Source organism: Paraperlucidibaca sp., assembly GCF_982810325.1.
Genome location: NZ_CEYEMI010000036.1, coordinates 1 through 18399, shown reverse-complemented (window position 1 = coordinate 18399; position 18399 = coordinate 1). Strand labels below are relative to the sequence as shown.

Annotated in this window: 22 protein-coding genes; 10 read left to right on the top strand and 12 right to left on the bottom strand. The window is 50.8% G+C overall.

Translation table 11 applies throughout. The annotated features are described in order from the left end of the window. The first annotated feature begins 100 nt into the window (after positions 1-100). Both AC3DKE_RS10025 and AC3DKE_RS10020 read left to right on the top strand, forming a co-directional pair. Entirely contained in the window at positions 101-1000 is a 900-nt protein-coding gene (locus tag AC3DKE_RS10025) for a DNA methyltransferase (protein WP_487990608.1), read from the top strand. Further along, a complete protein-coding gene (locus tag AC3DKE_RS10020; RefSeq protein WP_487990607.1) occupies positions 997-3645 on the top strand; it encodes a DEAD/DEAH box helicase in 2649 nt (882 codons plus the stop codon). The genes AC3DKE_RS10025 and AC3DKE_RS10020 overlap by 4 nt, the downstream gene beginning before the upstream one ends. 239 nt (positions 3646-3884) lie before the next feature. Here AC3DKE_RS10020 and AC3DKE_RS10015 read toward each other — a convergent pair whose 3' ends face one another. Further along, positions 3885-4400, bottom strand: coding sequence for a hypothetical protein (locus tag AC3DKE_RS10015; RefSeq protein ID WP_487990606.1), 516 nt, complete (start codon positions 4398-4400; stop codon positions 3885-3887). Positions 4401-4492: 92 nt separating this feature from the next. Between AC3DKE_RS10015 and AC3DKE_RS10010 the strand changes: the two genes are divergently transcribed. Further along, positions 4493-4627 (top strand): hypothetical protein, encoded by a 135-nt coding sequence (locus tag AC3DKE_RS10010; protein WP_487990605.1) that lies wholly within the window; start codon positions 4493-4495, stop codon positions 4625-4627. Positions 4628-4645: 18 nt separating this feature from the next. Here the strand turns inward: AC3DKE_RS10010 and AC3DKE_RS10005 are convergent, their stop codons facing one another. The 4 genes from AC3DKE_RS10005 to AC3DKE_RS09990 form a co-directional block, all read right to left on the bottom strand. Continuing rightward, positions 4646-4897, bottom strand: a complete 252-nt coding sequence (locus AC3DKE_RS10005) for a hypothetical protein (RefSeq protein WP_487990604.1) — start codon at positions 4895-4897, stop codon at positions 4646-4648. Further along, positions 4857-5111 carry a hypothetical protein gene (locus AC3DKE_RS10000; RefSeq protein WP_487990603.1) on the bottom strand — a complete coding sequence of 85 codons (255 nt, stop codon included), beginning with the start codon at positions 5109-5111 and terminating at the stop codon, positions 4857-4859. Before AC3DKE_RS10000 ends, AC3DKE_RS10005 begins: the two co-directional genes overlap by 41 nt. Before the next feature lie 326 nt (positions 5112-5437). Continuing rightward, complete coding sequence (gene traI, locus AC3DKE_RS09995) at positions 5438-7642, bottom strand: TraI/MobA(P) family conjugative relaxase (protein ID WP_487990602.1); 2205 nt, start codon at positions 7640-7642, stop codon at positions 5438-5440. Continuing rightward, positions 7639-7935 (bottom strand): plasmid mobilization protein, encoded by a 297-nt coding sequence (locus tag AC3DKE_RS09990; RefSeq protein WP_487990601.1) that lies wholly within the window; start codon positions 7933-7935, stop codon positions 7639-7641. The genes traI and AC3DKE_RS09990 overlap by 4 nt, the downstream gene beginning before the upstream one ends. A gap of 258 nt (positions 7936-8193) precedes the next feature. On the opposite strand from AC3DKE_RS09990, the gene AC3DKE_RS09985 reads away from it, so the two are divergent. From AC3DKE_RS09985 to AC3DKE_RS09975, 3 genes are read left to right on the top strand one after another with little or no spacing between them, the layout of a single operon-like run. Continuing rightward, positions 8194-8679, top strand: coding sequence for a hypothetical protein (locus AC3DKE_RS09985; RefSeq protein ID WP_487990600.1), 486 nt, complete (start codon positions 8194-8196; stop codon positions 8677-8679). A gap of 35 nt (positions 8680-8714) precedes the next feature. Next, a complete protein-coding gene (locus AC3DKE_RS09980; RefSeq protein ID WP_487990599.1) occupies positions 8715-9359 on the top strand; it encodes a hypothetical protein in 645 nt (214 codons plus the stop codon). Next, a complete protein-coding gene (locus AC3DKE_RS09975) occupies positions 9356-9979 on the top strand; it encodes a hypothetical protein (protein WP_487990598.1) in 624 nt (207 codons plus the stop codon). The genes AC3DKE_RS09980 and AC3DKE_RS09975 overlap by 4 nt, the downstream gene beginning before the upstream one ends. Here the strand turns inward: AC3DKE_RS09975 and AC3DKE_RS09970 are convergent. Beyond that, entirely contained in the window at positions 9931-10203 is a 273-nt protein-coding gene (locus tag AC3DKE_RS09970) for a hypothetical protein (protein ID WP_487990597.1), read from the bottom strand. The two genes, AC3DKE_RS09975 and AC3DKE_RS09970, sit on opposite strands and share 49 nt — an antisense overlap. On the opposite strand from AC3DKE_RS09970, the gene AC3DKE_RS09965 reads away from it, so the two are divergent. From AC3DKE_RS09965 to AC3DKE_RS09955, 3 genes are all read left to right on the top strand, one after another. After that, a complete protein-coding gene (locus AC3DKE_RS09965) occupies positions 10190-10750 on the top strand; it encodes a tetratricopeptide repeat protein (protein WP_487990596.1) in 561 nt (186 codons plus the stop codon). The two genes, AC3DKE_RS09970 and AC3DKE_RS09965, sit on opposite strands and share 14 nt — an antisense overlap. Positions 10751-10852: 102 nt before the next feature. Next, positions 10853-11650 (top strand): hypothetical protein, encoded by a 798-nt coding sequence (locus AC3DKE_RS09960; RefSeq protein ID WP_487990595.1) that lies wholly within the window; start codon positions 10853-10855, stop codon positions 11648-11650. A gap of 4 nt (positions 11651-11654) precedes the next feature. After that, positions 11655-11921, top strand: a complete 267-nt coding sequence (locus tag AC3DKE_RS09955; RefSeq protein WP_487990594.1) for a hypothetical protein — start codon at positions 11655-11657, stop codon at positions 11919-11921. Here AC3DKE_RS09955 and AC3DKE_RS09950 read toward each other — a convergent pair whose 3' ends face one another. The 6 genes from AC3DKE_RS09950 to AC3DKE_RS09925 form a co-directional block, all read right to left on the bottom strand. After that, positions 11922-12128: a hypothetical protein gene (locus tag AC3DKE_RS09950; RefSeq protein ID WP_487990593.1), complete on the bottom strand. Its 207-nt coding sequence runs from the start codon at positions 12126-12128 to the stop codon at positions 11922-11924. Beyond that, complete coding sequence (locus AC3DKE_RS09945; RefSeq protein ID WP_487990592.1) at positions 12106-12525, bottom strand: hypothetical protein; 420 nt, start codon at positions 12523-12525, stop codon at positions 12106-12108. The genes AC3DKE_RS09950 and AC3DKE_RS09945 overlap by 23 nt, the downstream gene beginning before the upstream one ends. Before the next feature lie 146 nt (positions 12526-12671). After that, positions 12672-13037 (bottom strand): hypothetical protein, encoded by a 366-nt coding sequence (locus tag AC3DKE_RS09940; protein WP_487990591.1) that lies wholly within the window; start codon positions 13035-13037, stop codon positions 12672-12674. Between the two features lies 1 nt (position 13038). Then, entirely contained in the window at positions 13039-13677 is a 639-nt protein-coding gene (locus AC3DKE_RS09935) for an AAA family ATPase (RefSeq protein WP_487990590.1), read from the bottom strand. A gap of 532 nt (positions 13678-14209) precedes the next feature. Beyond that, complete coding sequence (locus AC3DKE_RS09930; protein WP_487990589.1) at positions 14210-15079, bottom strand: DNA-binding protein; 870 nt, start codon at positions 15077-15079, stop codon at positions 14210-14212. A 713-nt stretch (positions 15080-15792) separates the two neighbouring features. Continuing rightward, positions 15793-17322, bottom strand: a complete 1530-nt coding sequence (locus AC3DKE_RS09925) for a helix-turn-helix domain-containing protein (protein ID WP_487990588.1) — start codon at positions 17320-17322, stop codon at positions 15793-15795. A 391-nt stretch (positions 17323-17713) separates the two neighbouring features. Between AC3DKE_RS09925 and AC3DKE_RS09920 the strand changes: the two genes are divergently transcribed. Continuing rightward, positions 17714-18304 (top strand): recombinase family protein, encoded by a 591-nt coding sequence (locus AC3DKE_RS09920; protein ID WP_487990587.1) that lies wholly within the window; start codon positions 17714-17716, stop codon positions 18302-18304. Positions 18305-18399 lie beyond the last annotated feature (95 nt).

Here is an 18399-nt window from a genome sequence, read left to right as displayed (position 1 = left end):
GGCAGTGGCGGAAGAAAAACTTAAAACTGTGTCCGGGATTAGTTGACCACTACAATGGGTTTCACGTGATTTTACCGCGCAGGGTTTTCGCCCCAATCAGATGTATGAAATTGTCACGCCTTCTGGCGTGAAATATCTTCCGCCCGAAGGCTCTTGTTGGAAAAACACAGAAGATGGATTTTTGCGACAAGTAAGAGAGGGACGCTTTTACTTCGGCAAAGATGGAAAGGGAGTGCCCCGCCGAAAAAACTATCTAAATGAAGTTGTTGGGCGCCAAAGCTGGACATGGTGGCCACAAGATGAGGTAGGAAATACTCAAGAGTCCAAAAAAGAAATCAAATCCCTATTTGGTAACTCAAAAGCTTTCGACACTCCAAAACCGGAGCGCCTTATTGAGCGAATACTCGAAATCGCTACAAATCCCGGCGACCTTGTGCTCGATAGCTTCCTCGGCTCTGGTACCACAGCAGCCGTCGCGCAAAAGATGGGCCGCCGCTTCATTGGCATAGAGATGGGCGACCATGCGGCAACACATTGTTTTCCACGCCTCCAAAAAGTAGTAGATGGAGAGCAAGGCGGTGTTTCAAAAGCACTTAATTGGCAAGGCGGCGGCGGCTTTCGCTTCTATCGCCTCGGAGCCCCAATTTTTACCGAGGACGGTCGGATTCACCCGGATATTCGATTTCCTGTTCTTGCTGCACATATATGGCTCGCTGAAACGAACCGCCCTTGGCCAGCGCCAAGCCCCATCAGCCCAGTATTGGGCGCACACGACGGCATAGCCTACGCGCTGCTATATAACGGCATATTAGGCGACAAGTCCGTCTCCGGCGGCAACGTCTTAACACGTAAAACGCTCGCCACTATTCGCTCTGCTCAAGGTGATTTCACTGGGCCTATGATTATCTATGGCGAGCGCACCGCGCTCTCTGACGCGTCCCTAAAAGCCGAACAAATCGAATTTAAACAAACTCCGTATGATGTGAAGGCCCGAAAATGAAGCTAAAGGACTATCAGAAAGCCTCACTCACCACCTTGCGAGAGTTTTTCAAAGAGGCCCGTATTAGTGGCCCCAAGGCAGCCTTTGAACAACTTACAGCGACGCCTGATTTGGCTCAGCGACTCCAAGGCTATAAGGGTGGCTATAAGCCTATTAAGGGACTGACGAACGTACCTTATGTCTGTTTACGGCTACCCACCGGTGGCGGAAAGACAATCCTCGCCGCCCATTCCATCACCATCGCAAAAGATACATGGATCGAAAACGATTACCCATTGGTTCTATGGTTAGTACCAACAAGTACGATTCAGACTCAAACAGCAGATGCGCTAAAGAACCCGCGCCATCCCTATCGGAAGGTGCTTGAAGAGGCATTTGAGGGGCGCGTTCGTGTGTTTGATATTGGTGACTTTACGCAAATAACGCCGAATGATCTGCGCTCAAATCTTTGCATAGTTGTTGGCACCATTCAGACATTGCGTGTTTCTAACACGGATGGTCGCAAGGTCTACGCTCACCATGAAATGCTGGAGCCTCACTTCACCTCCGTCCCATCATCCGCACCCGGTTTAGAGCGAACTGGCGACACCACGGGCGACGGCAATATCCGGTTTAGCTTTGCTAATGTGCTTCATTTACACAGGCCATTAGTCATCATGGATGAGGCCCATAAAGCCGGCTCTGAGCTTAGCCAAGAGATTTATGAGCGCATCAATCCAACAGCATTAATAGAGTTCACGGCGACCCCTAAAGGCTTCAATAACATCCTTCACTCAGTCACTGCTCAAGAGCTGAAAAACGAAGAGATGATTAAAATGCCGGTCGTGTTGGACGAGGCGTTAACGTGGCAGGGTGCGGTGAACTCTGCCATTTTGAAGCGCGCTGAGTTGCAGAGCTATGCAGCGCTCGATAGGGAGGGTTACATCCGACCCATCGTGCTATTCCAAGCCCAAAAGAAAGGCGAGGAAGTCACAGTCGAAGTGCTTAAACAACACCTGATAGACAATGAAAACATAGCACCGGAAAAGATTGCTGTTGCCACCGGCAAACAGCGAGAGCTCGATGGGATCGATCTCTTCAACCCTGACTGCCCAATTGAATACATCATTACCATCGAAGCCTTAAAAGAGGGCTGGGATTGCTCCTTTGCGTATGTGTTTTGCTCTTTAGCGAATATCAGCAGCGCCACTGATGCTGAGCAACTTTTAGGCCGCGTTCTAAGGATGCCTTACGCCAAAAAGCGTAAGGAAATGGCACTCAATAAGTCTTATGCAAAGCTTGTCTCTAGGCGCTTCTCAGAAGCCGCTACTGCCTTGCGCGATAAGCTTGTAGATATGGGTTTTGATGAAAGCGAAGCCGAAGCGAATATCGAGCCAGAGCAGCCCGGACTCGATGACGGCTTATTTGGACGTCAGCCGCGCCAGCGCCCAACACTGGTTGTTGAGTTGGATGCTACTGAGGATGAACGCAAAGAAATGTCAGCAGCCGTTCCGGGCAAGGTGACAGTTTCAGTCAGTGAAAGCGGCATAACCAAGATTGAAATATCGGGCGTGCCAAAGCTTGCCGAAGAGATACGCTTATTTGATCACACACCCAAGCGATTACACGACGCACTACGAGAGCAGCTAAGCACCTTTAAAGCTGAGAATCCTGATGATGTTTCACCAGCACAAAGCGGCGACGTCTTTATAGTGCCTCGCTTAATGACTCGTGCTCAGGGCGAATTAATCTACGCCGACACTGATATTTTGATGGAGTATCACGACTGGAGCCTAAGCGATTGCTCCGCTCAACTCAGCGCCAAGGAGTTTGACGTCGTTGAGACTGCCGACTCTTTTGAAATTGATCTGGACGGAAACAGGCTGACCATCTCAATAGCGGATAGTGCGGATCAGCTTTCCTTAAATATTAGTGTGGATGATTGGACTCCTACCGTCCTTATTCGCTGGCTCGATAGTCGAATTCGTGACCCTCTTATCGGTCAAACTGAGCTACTTGCATGGCTTAGCGATGTTGTCACCTATTTGACTCGCGACAGAGGCATAGCCTTGTCACAGCTCATGCGTTGTAAGTTTATTTTGGCGCGCAAGCTGATTGACAAAATCAAAGGATTCCGCCAAGAGCAAAGAGAACATGCCTATCAGTTAGGCTTGTTCGGCCCAAGCGCCAAAGCCGAAATTTCATTTAATGAAGGCATCAAGTTCTTCGATGATATGTATGCTGGCGTGCCGAAGTATCGCGGCAATATCAAGTTTAGAAAGCATTTCATGGGCACGTATGATGTGCCCGCTTTTGACGGCAAAGATGACGGCGAAGAGGTTAAGTGCGCCCAAGTTTTGGACTCTTTGATAGGGCTGAAATATTGGACGCGCAACGTAAGTCGCCACCCGAATTCTTTCTTCTTGCCGACATCCACAGATAAGTTTTATCCGGATTTCGTGGCTCTAATGGATGATGGACGCCTTCTTGTTGTTGAATATAAGGGCAAGGATCGATCACCAGAGCAAAGCAAAGACAGCCACGAAAAAAACCTGATCGGAAAGCAGTGGGCCGCAGTTTCGGCGGGTAGAGCGGTTTTTGTTATGGCGACGATAGAACGCGGCGATCCAAACGAAATTCGCAATCAAATTTCTAATGCCCTTTGATCTAACCCTGCCACGCCTCAAGCTGTCAGCCTCGCTGGCAGCTATTGAGTCACCTAACACCGGCAAGTGGCTATTCAGCCTCAGCTATCGCTTCCCCACCAACCAAGGCGGGGAAAGTAGTCGAGCGATCTTTTCAAACGAAGATCAGGCCATAACAGCCGGGCTCGTCATGCTCACACGCGCCGGTGCTGGGCAGTCACCGGCAATTATTCAGGCTATCCAACTGTGGTCAGCTCAAATCACCGGTCAGCAAAAAAACTCTTAGGTTTTTGAGCTTTACTGGGCATCTGCATAACTGAAAACTCATGGCATAAATGATCCATGTCAGAGTCTGGATCGTAACTTTCAATAATTTGAAGTGACCGCAACGCACCCCTCACGACCATATCTTCTTTCAATAAGTATGGAATAAGCTCGTGGTAAAAGTAGTTTGACCACTGCATATCACTTTGGACATCGGCGTTATAAATGTAGTCAATTTGCGGGTCATACAGCTCATCAAAATATCGATCCGCTAAGACCATGTAGGGCTTTATTAAGCGATTCACCCCATGGTAGCCATCTAGCTTTGTTTTCCATAAGCGCTTAGTTACGTCGTTATCTATTTCAAGAAGCCTTGCTGCTTCGAGATACCGCTCACGAAATCTATAAAGCATGTGCGACGTGGCGCTAGGCATCATGTCTAATTGATCCGCTTTAAACCTTTTCTGATCAGCCGCTCCGCTGACTAAGTACACCGCCGGATTTTCGCTCATAGCCCCTCTCTCAAAATTAAAGCCCACCACTAGCGAACCGGCGTCTCATGGTCTAAACCTTGGTGTAACAGTTACACCAAGGGATGTCATAAATGGACTTGAACACCCAGCTTTTCATTGCCGAGGCCAAGCTTGATGACCTCGATGCCCTGCGCGCCGAGCTCATCGAACACATTGCCCAGATCAAGCTTCTAATAGCTATTTTTTCCGACCTGCCATCCACTTAAACATCTTTTTCATTTTGGTCATTTGTTGAGGCTTTTCTCGGCATTAAGCGCCACCTCTGCGCGCTCAACCTCTGCGTCGAGTTTGGCTAGTTTCGCTTGCCAATGCGCGCTCTTTAAATCAGCCGCCCCGGTGAGCGCCCATGCTTCCTCGCTTGCTTTAATCGCCGCATCAAGCGCCACCCGAAGCTCCTCAATATTCATTGAATATCCCCTGCCAAACATCAAAACCTCAACTTCCCCACTTTTTTGCAACCTCGCAGATTTTTTCATAAGACTCTTTATCGGTCAGTTCTAACGCCATCGTGTCGGCAAAAGTAATTATCTGCTTCTCATCATTCATCAAGACTTTGTCATACTTGAACAGCAGAACCTGCACCGGCTCTGCATCCTCAAAGAAAATAGTCATCCTCATGCCCTGTGCGAACTGTTCCCAGTGGCTAATCAGCAACACTTTTCCATCCACGACCATGGGCTTGAGATTCATTGAGCGCCTCCAATTACTACTAGGATTTTATCCTATCAAATAACTATCTAGCCCACCCTTTCAGGTGGTGTTTCCAACTGGCCTACCCCATTAATAATATGGAGTTAAACTTCCATCCACCCTCGCGGGCAGTGTATCCAACCCAATACTACACGGGCGGTTTCACATGGTGGCTTGCATCCACCCTAAGTCGGGTGGTGTATCCAACGTGCAAAAATACAATCATTTTCGGCGGCATACTTCAATCCACCCTTTCAAGTGGTCATATATCCTATATAGGCTATATACCCTATATGCTCTATATAGACTAGCCATGCCAAGATTTGTCAAAATCCTGGCGTGTCGTAGTCGTTATCTTCCTCAACTTTAGGCTTATTGTCATCAATAAGCCCTAGCTCTGGCTCTTCTTCCACTGCCATTGGTTCTGGCTCTACCGCTGTCACTGCTATTTCTTCGGCCTCAGCTTCAACCGCCGCCTCACCCTGATCAACAAGCTCTTCCTGTGTCACCACTACCTTAACCTGCTCTGGCACTACCTCAACTTGAGGTATTGGCTTCCGCTCAACCCGCACTGGCACTGGCTCTGGCGCTCCCTCTTTTTGAGTAAGTAGTGGCATCGGCGCTGGCAAGGCCAAGCGTGCCGCTTCGATACTCGCTTGCAGCTCAGGGTTAACTAGCTCAACGCCATTCTCAACAGCCAGCCTCACACACAGCGCCTTAAATTCAATATCGCCGGTGACTTCTAAAGCGCCGCCCCACTTGGCTTGCGCGACCAACAGGGCATCGAGCACCGCCTGCTCGTCCATGGCATGGAAAATGGCGATGTGATGGCCTCGATCAGTAAAGGCAATTTCATCAGCGCCCTTCCGTCGGTAATGAACACTTTGTTTATCAATAATCGTGTCATAGCCGGGCAACGACACCGGCGCAGCAGCTCGGTACTCAAAACCAATGACAAACACTAGCTCAATGCGCGGGTAACGCCGCTGATCAATCACAGCAGCCTCTCCACGGCTGTCCAGCCACGCCTCATAATCAGCCCACGGCTTAAACTGTTTGCGCACCGCCTCGCGCTGCTTCGCCTGCCGTTCTCGCATCAGCTTAAGCTCGGCATCGTGGTCCAGTTTTATCGCCGCCGAGAACGCATTGCGGGCTTCACCCTTGCCATGCCAGCTCCGGCGCCGAAACAGCAGCTCGCGCATTTCGTGATGCCGAGCTTTGATCGAGTTCAATTCACGCTCATGGGCATTCCGCAACATGCCCAACTTCGCCTCTTTAGCCGCTCGCCGCTCGCGCCGGTCGCGCTGCCACTCACCAAACAGTGCATCTATGGCTGCGTTTTCAGCGCTGCTTCCATTTCTTTCAGTTCTTGCTCCAGCTCCATTTGCAACGACTCCGGCTCCAGATCGGGAAATTCCAAGTCCCGATCCACTGTTGGATGGTTGCCAAGTTCGGGCGTCTCGGCCTCGATCAAAGCCTGCTCGGGCTCCAACTCTGGCGGCGGATTCCCGTCGCAAGCTTTCAATTTCTTGTCGATAAGCACGTGCATCAAATTGCAGAAAACCAGCAGGCTGTCCTTTTCGTCCAGCATCCAAACGGCATTCGGACAGGACTCGCATGCTGTTCCCACTGAGTGGCCGAGCCCCGCCAATAGGCGGCTTTGCGGCATGCTTGAAGTAGTCATTTATTCCCTCTCTTGCTGGCTCATATTTACCCAGCTTCTTTTGAAGTTTTGGAAAGCTAGCCAAACGACTAACCGTGCTTGCTTTTAATATCTCGCCCTGAAACTCAATCACTGCACCACTACCAACCCGCTCGTATTTCATGCCGAGCGCATAAAGCTCTTGGTGCAACGCATCCCAACTGGCTGCGTTTTTGAACACGTCACCAGCGGCTTCGATGGCCGCGCGCGCATGCGACTTCTCGCCCGTGCGTATCTCAAAATCATTCGCGCCACTGGGCAACGGTTGCGCCTCTGGCTTGGGCTTTTTGGTCGATACCAGTTCACCATCGGCACCGACAACAAACCGCGCGCCTTTCTCCGGCGCCCAGCCCTGTGCGTGCTCGATTCGCGCAATGGCTTGATGCGCTGCTTCGCGATCAAAGCCCTTATTGATTTCGATGGCAGCGAACGTCTCTTGGTCAATGCGATTCACCGCAATGTGCAAGTGGCGGTTGTGCGTGTCGGTGTGCAGCGCCGCGACAGCTTGGCAACCCGTTAGCCCAAGCTGATCCATGAAAATATCCACCGCCGCCTCTGCCTGCGCATCGGTGGGATGCTCTCCCTCCCGCCATGACATGACGTAGTGATTGAGCGGATTCTTAGAGCGTGGACACTCAGCCGCAAGCCACTGCATTTCGGCTATCTGTGTCGGCAAGTCGGTGGACATAAAGCCCCGAGTAATCACCTGCCCTACACGCCAGTCCAGCTCGTTAGCGTTGGGCTTGTCGTTGGTGATGTACTTAATGAGGTGCGCGATGTGCTCGCCCTTGTCTTTGACCTTATCGGCTTTAACGCGCTTGACGATCATTTGGCTAGCGCTCTAAGTGCTGCTTCTAATTCACCCATGGCGCTAGCGATTTTAATGTTGCCCGCGCTCTCGTTATGCAGATGCTTGAGCAACCCGCCAATTCGGCGTAGCTCACGGATCGTTTCTTTGTCGGTGTTCGCCACCACCCGCTTGCCCAGCATGTGGGAGCGTATGAATTCTGACAGCCCCATGCCTGCCATGTCGGCCTCTTCTTTAAGGCGATCATGCTCGGCGCGGGTAAACCGTAGGTTAGCCCTCGCCACCAGTGCATTTGGATCGCCAAGATCAAACATGAAACCCCTCCATGAAGCTCTTTTCAGGATCAACGCGCAGCTTTGACAGGTTGAGCCCCATTGAAAGAAGCGAAGCGCCGAACAATGTGGCGTGGATTGCATAGAAAAACGAAGTTTTTGTATGCTAATCCCCATCCTGCTATAGCCCTACGGGCAAGTGCGTACAATATAGAGACTTGCACACAAAACGACCACTTGCAATAGGCAAAATCCACGATCTATACTGGTTTCAACAGTATAAAAAGCGGGTTTTGCATAATGACGACAACCACCTTTACACAAGCGATGGCGCAGCAATTAAATAGCAAGCTAATGCAGCTTCCTGCCCTATCGCCAGCAGAAATTCAGCTCAATAAAAAGCAGCTTATTGAGCAAATGGCTGACGGCATTAAAGCAGCGCGTGAACAGGGTTATTCACTAGAACAAATTGCAGAAGTTTTACGCAATGAGAACGCAGATATTTCACTCTCTGTACTGAAGCGTTACCTGCCAAAAGACGCATTACCAGCCACACCTAAGCGCAGAGCTAAAAGCACAAAAAAACCTAGCAAAGTGCAGGTTTTAGAAGCATCAGAAGCGCCGAATACGCAAGAGGCAGAGCAAGATGCCGCCCAAGATTTAACGCCCGTTGCGCAGGATACTGCGCAGCCAGAAGCGCATGATTTTGCAGCCCGTAGCGCACCATCTGACGCTGAAAAATACCCGCACCGATTCACTCCTGAACCTGAGCCTGACAATTTCTAATGACGATTTATTACGTGGGCGGTAGCAAAGGCGGCGTGGGTAAAACCCTCGTCGCTTTCACGCTCGCGGATCACCTCGGTAAACAGAAAAAACCGTTTGCCATCGTCGAAACGGACAGTGCCAACCCAGATTTTGCCGCAGCGTTTGGCAAGGCACAGAAGCCGCCGCCAATCCTGCATTTAACACTGGACTCGCAAGCCGCTTGGCGCGACCTGCTAGCCTTTGCCAATCAGCATAAAGACCACGATGTAATCCTTAACTCAGCCGCAGGCGGGATCACCTTTATCCGTGAGCACGGCGCAGCGTTTGAAGCCGCTTTGATTGCCAATAATCAGCAGCTCGTCACGCTGTGGCCGATCAATATGGAGCGCGATTCGCTCATGGCTTTGCGCCAATATCTCGAAGTCATGACGTTTCGTTGTCACCCAATTCGCAATCTTCACTACGGCGATGCGCACGAGTTTTACCTGTTCAATGAGAGCGAAATGAAGCGCGAACTGGACGCCAAAGGCCACCACACAATCAACCTCCCCGCCCTCGCTTCACGCTGCGCTGTGCAGCTTCGCAACAGCCGTTTAACACTGCCAGCCGCCCACAATGCCATGCACTTGCTAAACCGCTGCGAGCTTTTTAGATGGCGACTTGCCTGCCACCAACAATTTTCGGAGATCACTCAATGATCGCTATTGAAACCGTTTCGCTCTGGCTTGGGCGACAAGCCACGCCAGATGAAATGACGGAAATCCATCGCATTCAGGCAGCGCAAAAGCTGCATAACAGCGATCCATTCTTGTCTATTTATGCCACTTTGCTCGCCCACAGCTCGATGATCGACGCCGCCCCGGTGAAGCTCAATCAATCAATGGCTGAGTTTGCTGAACGCGCTACTAAGGTCGCCGCCGCTGAAATTAAAAAGTTGGCAGCGGAAACGACCAATGAAATTGCCAAGGCAGTTTCAACAGCCAGCCAGAAAGTGGCAAAGGATGTCGCAGGCGCTGCGCGCTGGCGTTGGATGTTGAGCGCAGCCGTTGGGCTAACGCTCTGCATGGTTTTCATCGGCTACACGGCTTTCACCGCTGGCAATACCGCAGGCCATCAAAGTGGCTTATTGGAAGCTCGCGTCGAGATAGCCGCAGCCGCTTGGGCGAATACTCGCGAGGGAAAAGCGGCCTATCAACTAAGCAAGGATAACGAGCTAGGGCATATTATCGATTGCAGCCGCCCCGGCTGGATCGCTAAAAAAGGCTTTTGCTATCCGCACTCCAGCACCAACGGCACGTATGGCTGGAAGCTCCCATGACTTTGCGCTGCCGAAAATGCGGTTGGCAAGGCGACCAAGCCGCCCTTTTGAACGGCGAAGCCTGCCCTCGCTGCAAGCTCCTGATTGCCAGCCTCTTGATCCAAAAGCTTGCCTATCGACAACCCCGCCGCCATCAAAAACCCGATTGATTTAATCATCCACTTATATTTGATAGGATAATTTCCTATCAAATAAATATGCAGGCTCCACATGACTTCTTTCACATTGATCGCCCTGCTCGTAGCAAGCGCAGCCTACGTCATTCTCTGTGTCATCGCCGAGCGCTTCATCATCCCGCCATACGCAAGGGCCAAAGCCGCGCGACTTCTCACTGCTGTCGCAGATGGCGATCCCGTTGCCATCCAGAGATTCATCGCTCTACATGCCAACACCCGCGACCTCCACTGCATGTATCTACTGGGCAACCTCTACCACAGTGGCCACGGTCTTACGCATGATGACGAAAAAGCTGTGTCGTGGTATCGCAAGGCGGCATTGAAAGGCCACACATGCGCCCAAGCTAACCTCGCCCGCTGTCTATTAAAGGGCTTTGGCATCAGCATTGACGCCAAACAGGCTGACCATTGGATTAATCAAGCGGTTGCCGCCAACCCCACTGACGCCGAAGCCCAGCTATTTATCGGCCTTTTCTATGCTGAAAAACCCGATCACCCTACGGCTATTGATTGGCTTACCAAGTCGGCAAACCAAGGCTCGGAAGATGCTAGAACACTACTGATAGCCATCGTCTGCCCACAAATAACTATTTAATAAAGGCCACCATTTAGCCCCTGAAAAGCTCAAAGAACTCGAAAACCAATAGCTGTAGATTAGGATACAATCCTATCTATTGTATTAACTGATGAAGCGCCCATGAAGCCTAAAAAGTCCCGCGCATGGCATGATTTCTATAAAGCCGAAGCGGCATTTATGGATTCCATCGCCGCTTCATCAGGCTGTTTGTTTGCTCACGGCGAGGATCACTTGCCGCGCTATAAACGCGCCAGTGATGGCGACTCAGTTCGCATCGAACCACCAAAACATATCTCTTGGGTGGGGCAAACCCACATGCCCAAAGCCGAGTTTGATATGGAACTGGCGAAGCTAAAAGCCTTGTATCAGGCGGCACGCCCTGACGAAGTGAAGCGCTTTCCAAGTCGTTTCCCTCAGTATTTCGAGCATGTTGAACAGATAAACATTATCGAAAACGAAGCCTTTGACTCGCAGACGGTAGATCCAAAATCCACCTTTTTCACGGTGTACGCCAGCTCGTCATTGCTGACGAACCCGCACGATCTTGAAGCCTATAAACAAGTGCTAATTGAGGCGGGATTCACTGCGTCAATTCGGCATGAGGTGCGCAAAATCGCTGGTTTTGAAATGGAAATGGTGTGCCTCAATATCTTAACGCCTGAGCTTTTTAAGTACGCCGAAGCCTCGGCTATTCAGATTCGCCGCTCCAGCGGCAAAGCCTACCGTGGCAATCTTCGCCACGTTGGCGATAGCTCAGCGAGGCGCATCAACGTAGGCTTTGTATTGGTTGATCAGGATAGCGATGTGCGGGTGGTCAAGGCCAATCCGCAAGCGCCACGGCCTCACAGCCTAGCCCTGACAGGCACACTCATTGAGTTGCCTTTGCCGACGACTTACCATCTCTATAAAAAGGCTTAACACCATGCCAGCCGATCAATTTTACGCTTTGCAGCGTCTCCTAACGAAAGAAGCCGCCAAACACGGTGATGGCGTTGAAGTGCAGGACAGGCGAGGCACTGGCACGGTCGGTATTTCGCTGTTTAGCCTCAGCGGCGACTATCATTCCGTTGGAAACGAGTGGATGGATGACGAACTGGACGGCCTGCCGATCAGCGAGGCGCTGACCAAAGCATGGTCAATCGCCTACGCCAAAGCTGAGTTTGAAGAGCGTGCAAAAAACGAAAAGTAGCTAGTCGCCATCCAGCAAGATTTCAGCCGTGTTTCCGCAGTCGGCGCAGTTCGTAATAACTAAAATGGCAAAACCATGTTCGCCGTTATCGACCTTCTCTCGAGTCTGCGTTATGCCTTTTGACCAGCACCCGTTCTCGCACTCCAAGGGCTCATAGTTATTCAAATTGAACTTGAAGCCCTTTTCAAAGCGCTTTTCCCACTCCATTTTGCCTCCCTAAAAAGATGCCATAACGTGCGCCCGTCTCTTTAAGCCACACCATGTCTGCCTCTTTTTTTTGCCATGCAATAGCTGTTACTGACGTTATAGAAGCCCCGTAATAGCCACCATCCCGCACGGTTCGCTTAAAGCGATTGATCGCCCAATGTGCCTCTTGAAGCTTGTCGCGCATCAAGCACTGGATTGCCCCTCTAAATTCTTTGTCTTTTTCTGACTGCTTCTGGTGAGCTTTTAGCGGCCATCCTTCACTAAAAAACTGGTCTGTCGCACGCGCTGCCAATACGCAATCATCAAACTGGCTAATAATTGCGACCACTTCTTTATTTAGCTCGCGGTTGTTTCTATTAAAGTCCCGTGTTGCTCGCTCAGCCGCACCAATAGCCATGCTCTTCTCCAATAACCTTATTAGGATTTCATCCTATCATGTAAGTATCTGGTCAACACCAAGCCCTCGCATCACCTAATGATCAACCAGCTTTTGCCTCTCTATATAGGCCATATATACTATATAGCCTATATAGGCTATATGCTCTATTTGTTTGGCTTGGCGATGGCCTGCAACTCGGCAACGACGGTGCTTTTGCCTTGTCGTGCAAGGTAGGCAATCGCTGCTTTAACCACGTCTGATCGGCTTGGCTGGAAGCCAGTCGCCATCAGCTTGAGCGTATCAATTTCTTCGCTGACTGCGGTTGTCAGTGAAAAGATATGGTTTTTCGCTCGCGGTTTTCGCTTCACCACGGTTTTCAATTTTGCCATATCGCTGCGCGTATGCAGCGGGGCAGCTTCAATGAATTTATTAATGTCGTCTTCAATATCTATCTGCTTATCAGCATCGCCGGTCACGACTTCGGCAACCACCACTTTTTTATCGCTCTTTTTTAATCCGCCGAGTGCCATGTCAAACCTCCAAAAATTCGTTAGCCATCGCCATCAGTTCGGCAACCGCCTTGGCATCGTTGCCGTTTTCCAAAACGCTTGATCCATCTTCGTCTGAGTCGTCATACACGTTGCGATTCATTGTGACCGCATCTAGTGGCTCGATCCCAAAGCTCGCACAACTGGCTTTCGCATCAGCGATCCGTGGAAACTGGCTCGGCATCGCCGGGCATTGGGTAATGACTGCGTTGGCTTTCAGTGCGGGGTTCACCGCCAAAGCCAGCTCCACCAGCTCAGCCACGCTTTCAAGCGTCTTTAGATCCCGCCGTTTGGGGCGAAATGGTAATAAAGCATGCGTGGCCACGGTCATGCCTGATCGAAGCGCCACCGAGTCATGGCCACCGCAGTCAATGACGATGTTCGCGTAGCGCTTCTTCAAGTCTGCAATGGTTTCGCGGATATTGCCGTTAGCAATAACGCAGGGCAGGGCAGCTACTGCCTCGTTTTGCTCACGCTCTTTCGCCCAGTCTGACGATGTGTGCTGTGGATCGCAGTCCACTAACAGCACGTCTTTACCGCGCATTTGCAGATAAACAGCGAGATTCTGCGCTAAACAGCTTTTGCCACTCCCGCCTTTTTCACCACCAACTAAAATGATCATCGTCAAACTCCGCAAAGTCTATATGGCCTATATACGCTATTGATACTATATAGCCTATGCAAGCTATATGCACTATATAGCCCATATAGTTTTACGGCATTACTCCCCTAGATTTTTCAATAGGGGAGGGGAATGCTCAAACCCACATAAACACTGACTTCTTCAATACGTATTAGCCAATACGCATACCTATTGGTTAATAGGTATTGCATTCCAATTTGTACCATTCTTGCCTTGCGGCCATTTGGTATCGGTGAATCGGTGGGCAAGTGACCGTGACTGGTTTTGACATATCTGGCCTATGCAATTCGTTAAATGACATTTTGACACGCGCCAGCTTTGTCATATTTAGTCTATGCACCCCTCGAAAGGGGCTTGTAAGCCCACTTCTAAGTGGCATTACGTTCCGTTTAGTCAATCATGCTGCGCACCATCCAGCCCAGCGCAAATAGCGCGAGGCCGATAATGCTAATCAAGCCCCAGGGCTTGTCATTGCTCGGCATTGGTTGGATTTCAGCTTGGTTTTTCATGATTAGTCCTTCGCTTTAGTGGCTGGCTTGTTGTCTGCCTTTAATTGAGCAAGCTCAGCACGCAGGCGCTCAATATCTTTCTCCGCCTTTTCTTCTGCTTTCACCAAAGCAGTGGCCATGGCCTCCGCTTTAATCGCACGCTCTTGCAGGGCATCCGCCACACCACGCAACTTATCCGCCGTTGCCACGCCGTCAGCCGCCGCCTTGCTGGCCTCTGCTACGCGCGTTTTTAGGTCGGTGATCGAGGCATTAGCCGCTTCCAGCTTTTGCGTATCGCGCGCAGCCGCCGTGTTAGCAAGCGCCAACTCTTTATTAACTGCCTTAATCTCGCTTTTCATTTCCGCCAACTCAGCTTCCAGCTTTGGCAGGCTTTCAAGGCGGATGTTTGTTTCAGCCAATGCCTGACGCGCATGCTCTGCTGCTTCGCGCTCTTGTCGTGCATCACTGGTCGCTTTCTCACAAGCCGAAGTCATAATCTCAAGCTGAGTCGTTAGGCTCGACTCGCTTTCTTTTAGATCAATGATGGCCTGTGCCTTTTCTTCGTTTGCCAATTCGCTGTCCACCAATTCGCCACGCACAAGCGATAGCTCATTGGCAGTGTCTGCCAACTCGGCATGCAGCTCAGCGCTGCGTTGCGCCTCACTTTTTCTTGCCCACCCGATAAACGCTTGTTGCACCTCGGTAGGGATGCTGGCTTCAACAGCCAATGCCTTAATTTGCCCACTCTTCCATTTCGCAAAAATTGGCCCTATATCGCCATAGGAACCGCCACCAAGAATGCCCCGCACCCGCTCAATCGTTGGGCGTTCGCCACTTCCTACAATTTTTTCAGCCGCTGCGCTGACTGACTCATACGACACTCGCTTATCCATACCCACCTCGTAATGTGTAATATATAATATGTAATTTACATATTACAATTTACATATTACTTATTACAAGTAATATCAACCTTTTTTATAATTTATTTTCGATCCACGTTTGCGCCGGTGTTGTACGGACAAATTCACCCTGATTTAACCGCTTGAGAGCTGATTTAAGCCACTTTCCCTGCAAAACCCTCACCCTAATCAACCCAAAGGCGCGTTTAGCGACTCTTACGGCCTCAGATTTGCGCTGCAACTAGCCCAGTCGCTGGCCTAACAGACCCGAACCCGCTTCAAACTCCAAATATCCAACAAGTTTTTGCCTAAATTTAGAGCCAGTGGCGCAATGCCACCGCTCAAGGCTCTTTTGTCATTCAGGGCAGGGCAGCGGCATCCTGCTCAGGCCATGGATGATGGCCTTCGGCCACCACGGAACAACTCTATGACCGCCAAAGGCGCTCACAGTTTGTTTCCGTTTCAACCACAACCTTCACAGACAGCAGCCCTTTGGGCGAACCACCAAAGAGCATTAATTTATTGAGTCGATTCAAGAGCGCCGTTTGCGCGGATTGAAGGTATCCGAGTCAGTTCTTTTGCTGAGGTCTGGAGTCAATCCCAGCACCCAGAACCAATCAAAATCAAACGCAAAGCACTGCGAATGCAACAGCTATACGCTCGCACTTTGCACCTTTTGCGAAAACCCAGTGTTTATGCGGGTTTCAGGGGGTCTGGTCTCTAGGCTTGCTAAGCCATCCTTTAACGCTCCGCAGTGACACACCCAACGCATCTGCGATGGCCTTTTGAGTCATACCCTTGGCACGCAGCACCATCGCCTGCTCACGCTTCTGGTGGCTCGCTAGAAGGTACTCTTCCCGACTCAGCGCATGCCGCGTAGCGTTGGCCACCTTCTTGCGCTCCGCCTTAACGCTGTCGCAGATGATCGTTTTAAGCTGTCGTTGTTCATCAAGGCTGATCGCAAAGTCATTGATCAGCCTCTCGTTCTTCGGCGTGTAAAGGGGTGTCGTCAGCTGGCCGTTAAACACCACCTTTTCGCCTCTGGCATGCGCCTGTGCTCGTTCTAATAGGCTGCACAGCGAACCCGCGCCAGCGTTCCACTTAGGGTCAATCTGATACGCCAGCTCTCTGGCCTCAGACTCCATGCGCGTTGGGCATGTTTGCCCTGATAAAAGCATGAAATTGACCTGCCAAAAGAGCGTTTTCATGCGCTCGCCAACTTTTACGCCGCCACGCATTTTCATTAGCTGACGCAAGTCACTTAGGCGATCCCAGCTAAGCTGCCCAGCGTGACAGCGCCGTAGGCCACGCTGCCGCTCAGGTATGTCTTTCTTAAATGCTTGACGGGCTGTGTAGTCTGGCGCGACAAGGTTTAGCGCCGCGCGGGGCTTCACTAGCGCACGCTTCGGCTTGGGCTGGACTACCGCTCTGGCGTGCTCTGCAAGCACTTCCTGGACTTCTTGTTGATCCGTAATCAGCTCGCCGCTCGGCAGCAAAAGCTCAACCATGTCCTCAAAACTGTACCTGACGACTACCCCTGCATCTTCTTGAAGGTGCATCACTTGGCAGATTTCGCCATTCTTTTTGTTCGTCGTGTTGGGGATTCTCAAAACACGCGAAACATCGCGTGCTTGCGCATCCGCGCCTGCTTCGGCCAGCAAGCCTACAAGCACTTTTTGGCATTCATTCCACTGAGCTATGCGCCCAGTCCGAACCGGCGAATCCAGCAGCCACTTCGCCTGCATGCCTCTGCCTGAATTATTAACAATACTTGGCGGCGGTAGCCCAGCTTCCTCGCAAAACCAAAGCGCGGCGTCCTTCAAGGCGTCTTTGCTGCGCCCAGCCGCCCACGGCAGATTGTAAGAGTCGAGATCAACAAATAAGGAGGGCGCTTCTTCAAAATTGACAGCTTTTCTGCCCCAGCCGCGAAATCGGTTCATGCTGTAAAAACAGTTTTCAGCCGTGTTAATGGTGGCGAGCGCCCCATTGAGCTGTGCTACCGGTACGCTAAGCTGCTTCCGCCCGTCTTTCTCATTTGATCCATCAAGAAGAAGAAGCGCCACGTTCCCAAAGTCATCAAGCCCGTGCATCAGGCCGACTTCTTCCACGCCATTGAGTAGGCCGTGACTAGCCGGTAGAAAGAGCGCAGCGCCGCCGTCGTGGCTTTGCCACCACGCGCTTGCTTCACTCTTTTGTTTTCTTACCGCCATAAAAAAAGCCCAGTTGTTTTGCAATTTGTTTGCACAACTCGGGCTTCTTTAGTAATATCAACACTGTTCTGTTGTTGAGATTGCTCGTTGCCGCGAGTGATCTATAAACCCTCAAGGCCTGCCAGCTTTGGGGGTTTTTTCTTTCTGTGCCCTGAAATTACTCTATTTCGGTCATTCGCGCCACCCCTATTATTTACCCACGCTCCAGCTTCTAAAGTTCAGCTTTTCATTGTTTTGAATTTCTAACTACTTGAAAACACTAGCATCATATAAAGACCATAGTCTTTATGTGAGCTCTATAGTCATGTCTAACTAACCATCGTTTCAGAAACATTGCGTTTTCAATCAGCCGCACTACCCAAAACACCCCTCTCATGTTACAAATCTCGTATCTAAAACAAAGTGCCTCTAACCTATGTCACAACGTATTGGATACGCGAGAGTCAGCACATTCGAGCAAGACCTTGATTTACAGCTCGATGCGCTGCATCAAAGTGGCTGCGAAATTATCTATGAAGAGAAGGTATCCGCCGCCAGTTTTGCTCGGCCAGAGCTAACGCAATGCCTAAAAGCATTGCGTCCCGGCGACACCCTCACAGTGTGGCGCTTAGATCGGCTTGGTCGCTCATTAAAGGATTTGGTTGAGATCGTGACTGAGTTAGAGGGGCGAGGCGTGCATTTCCAAAGCCTCAACGAGTCCATCGAAACAAGCACAGCCACCGGCAAGCTGATGTTTCACATCTTTAGCTCACTCGCTGAGTTTGAGCGCTCGCTGATCCGCGAACGCACTTTGGCTGGCCTCGCTGCCGCCCGAGCTAGAGGCAAAGTGGGTGGCCGAAAACCGGCGCTTAATGACAAGCAAAAGCGTGAAATACGCGCCCTTCTCAGAGATCGAGACATCCCAATAGCCGACATAATGAAGCGCTATAAGGTCAGTCGCACCACCGTCTACCGTGTCTCTCAAGAGGCCAAAGCCGGCTCAACAGGCGAGCCTAGCGATGAATAAACTACAACTTATTAATACGGCGCTAATCCTCTGTTTAAACGGCTTTCCGGCAAAACGGGTTGATCGCTGTTCTTGGGCATTGCATGTGTGATCCG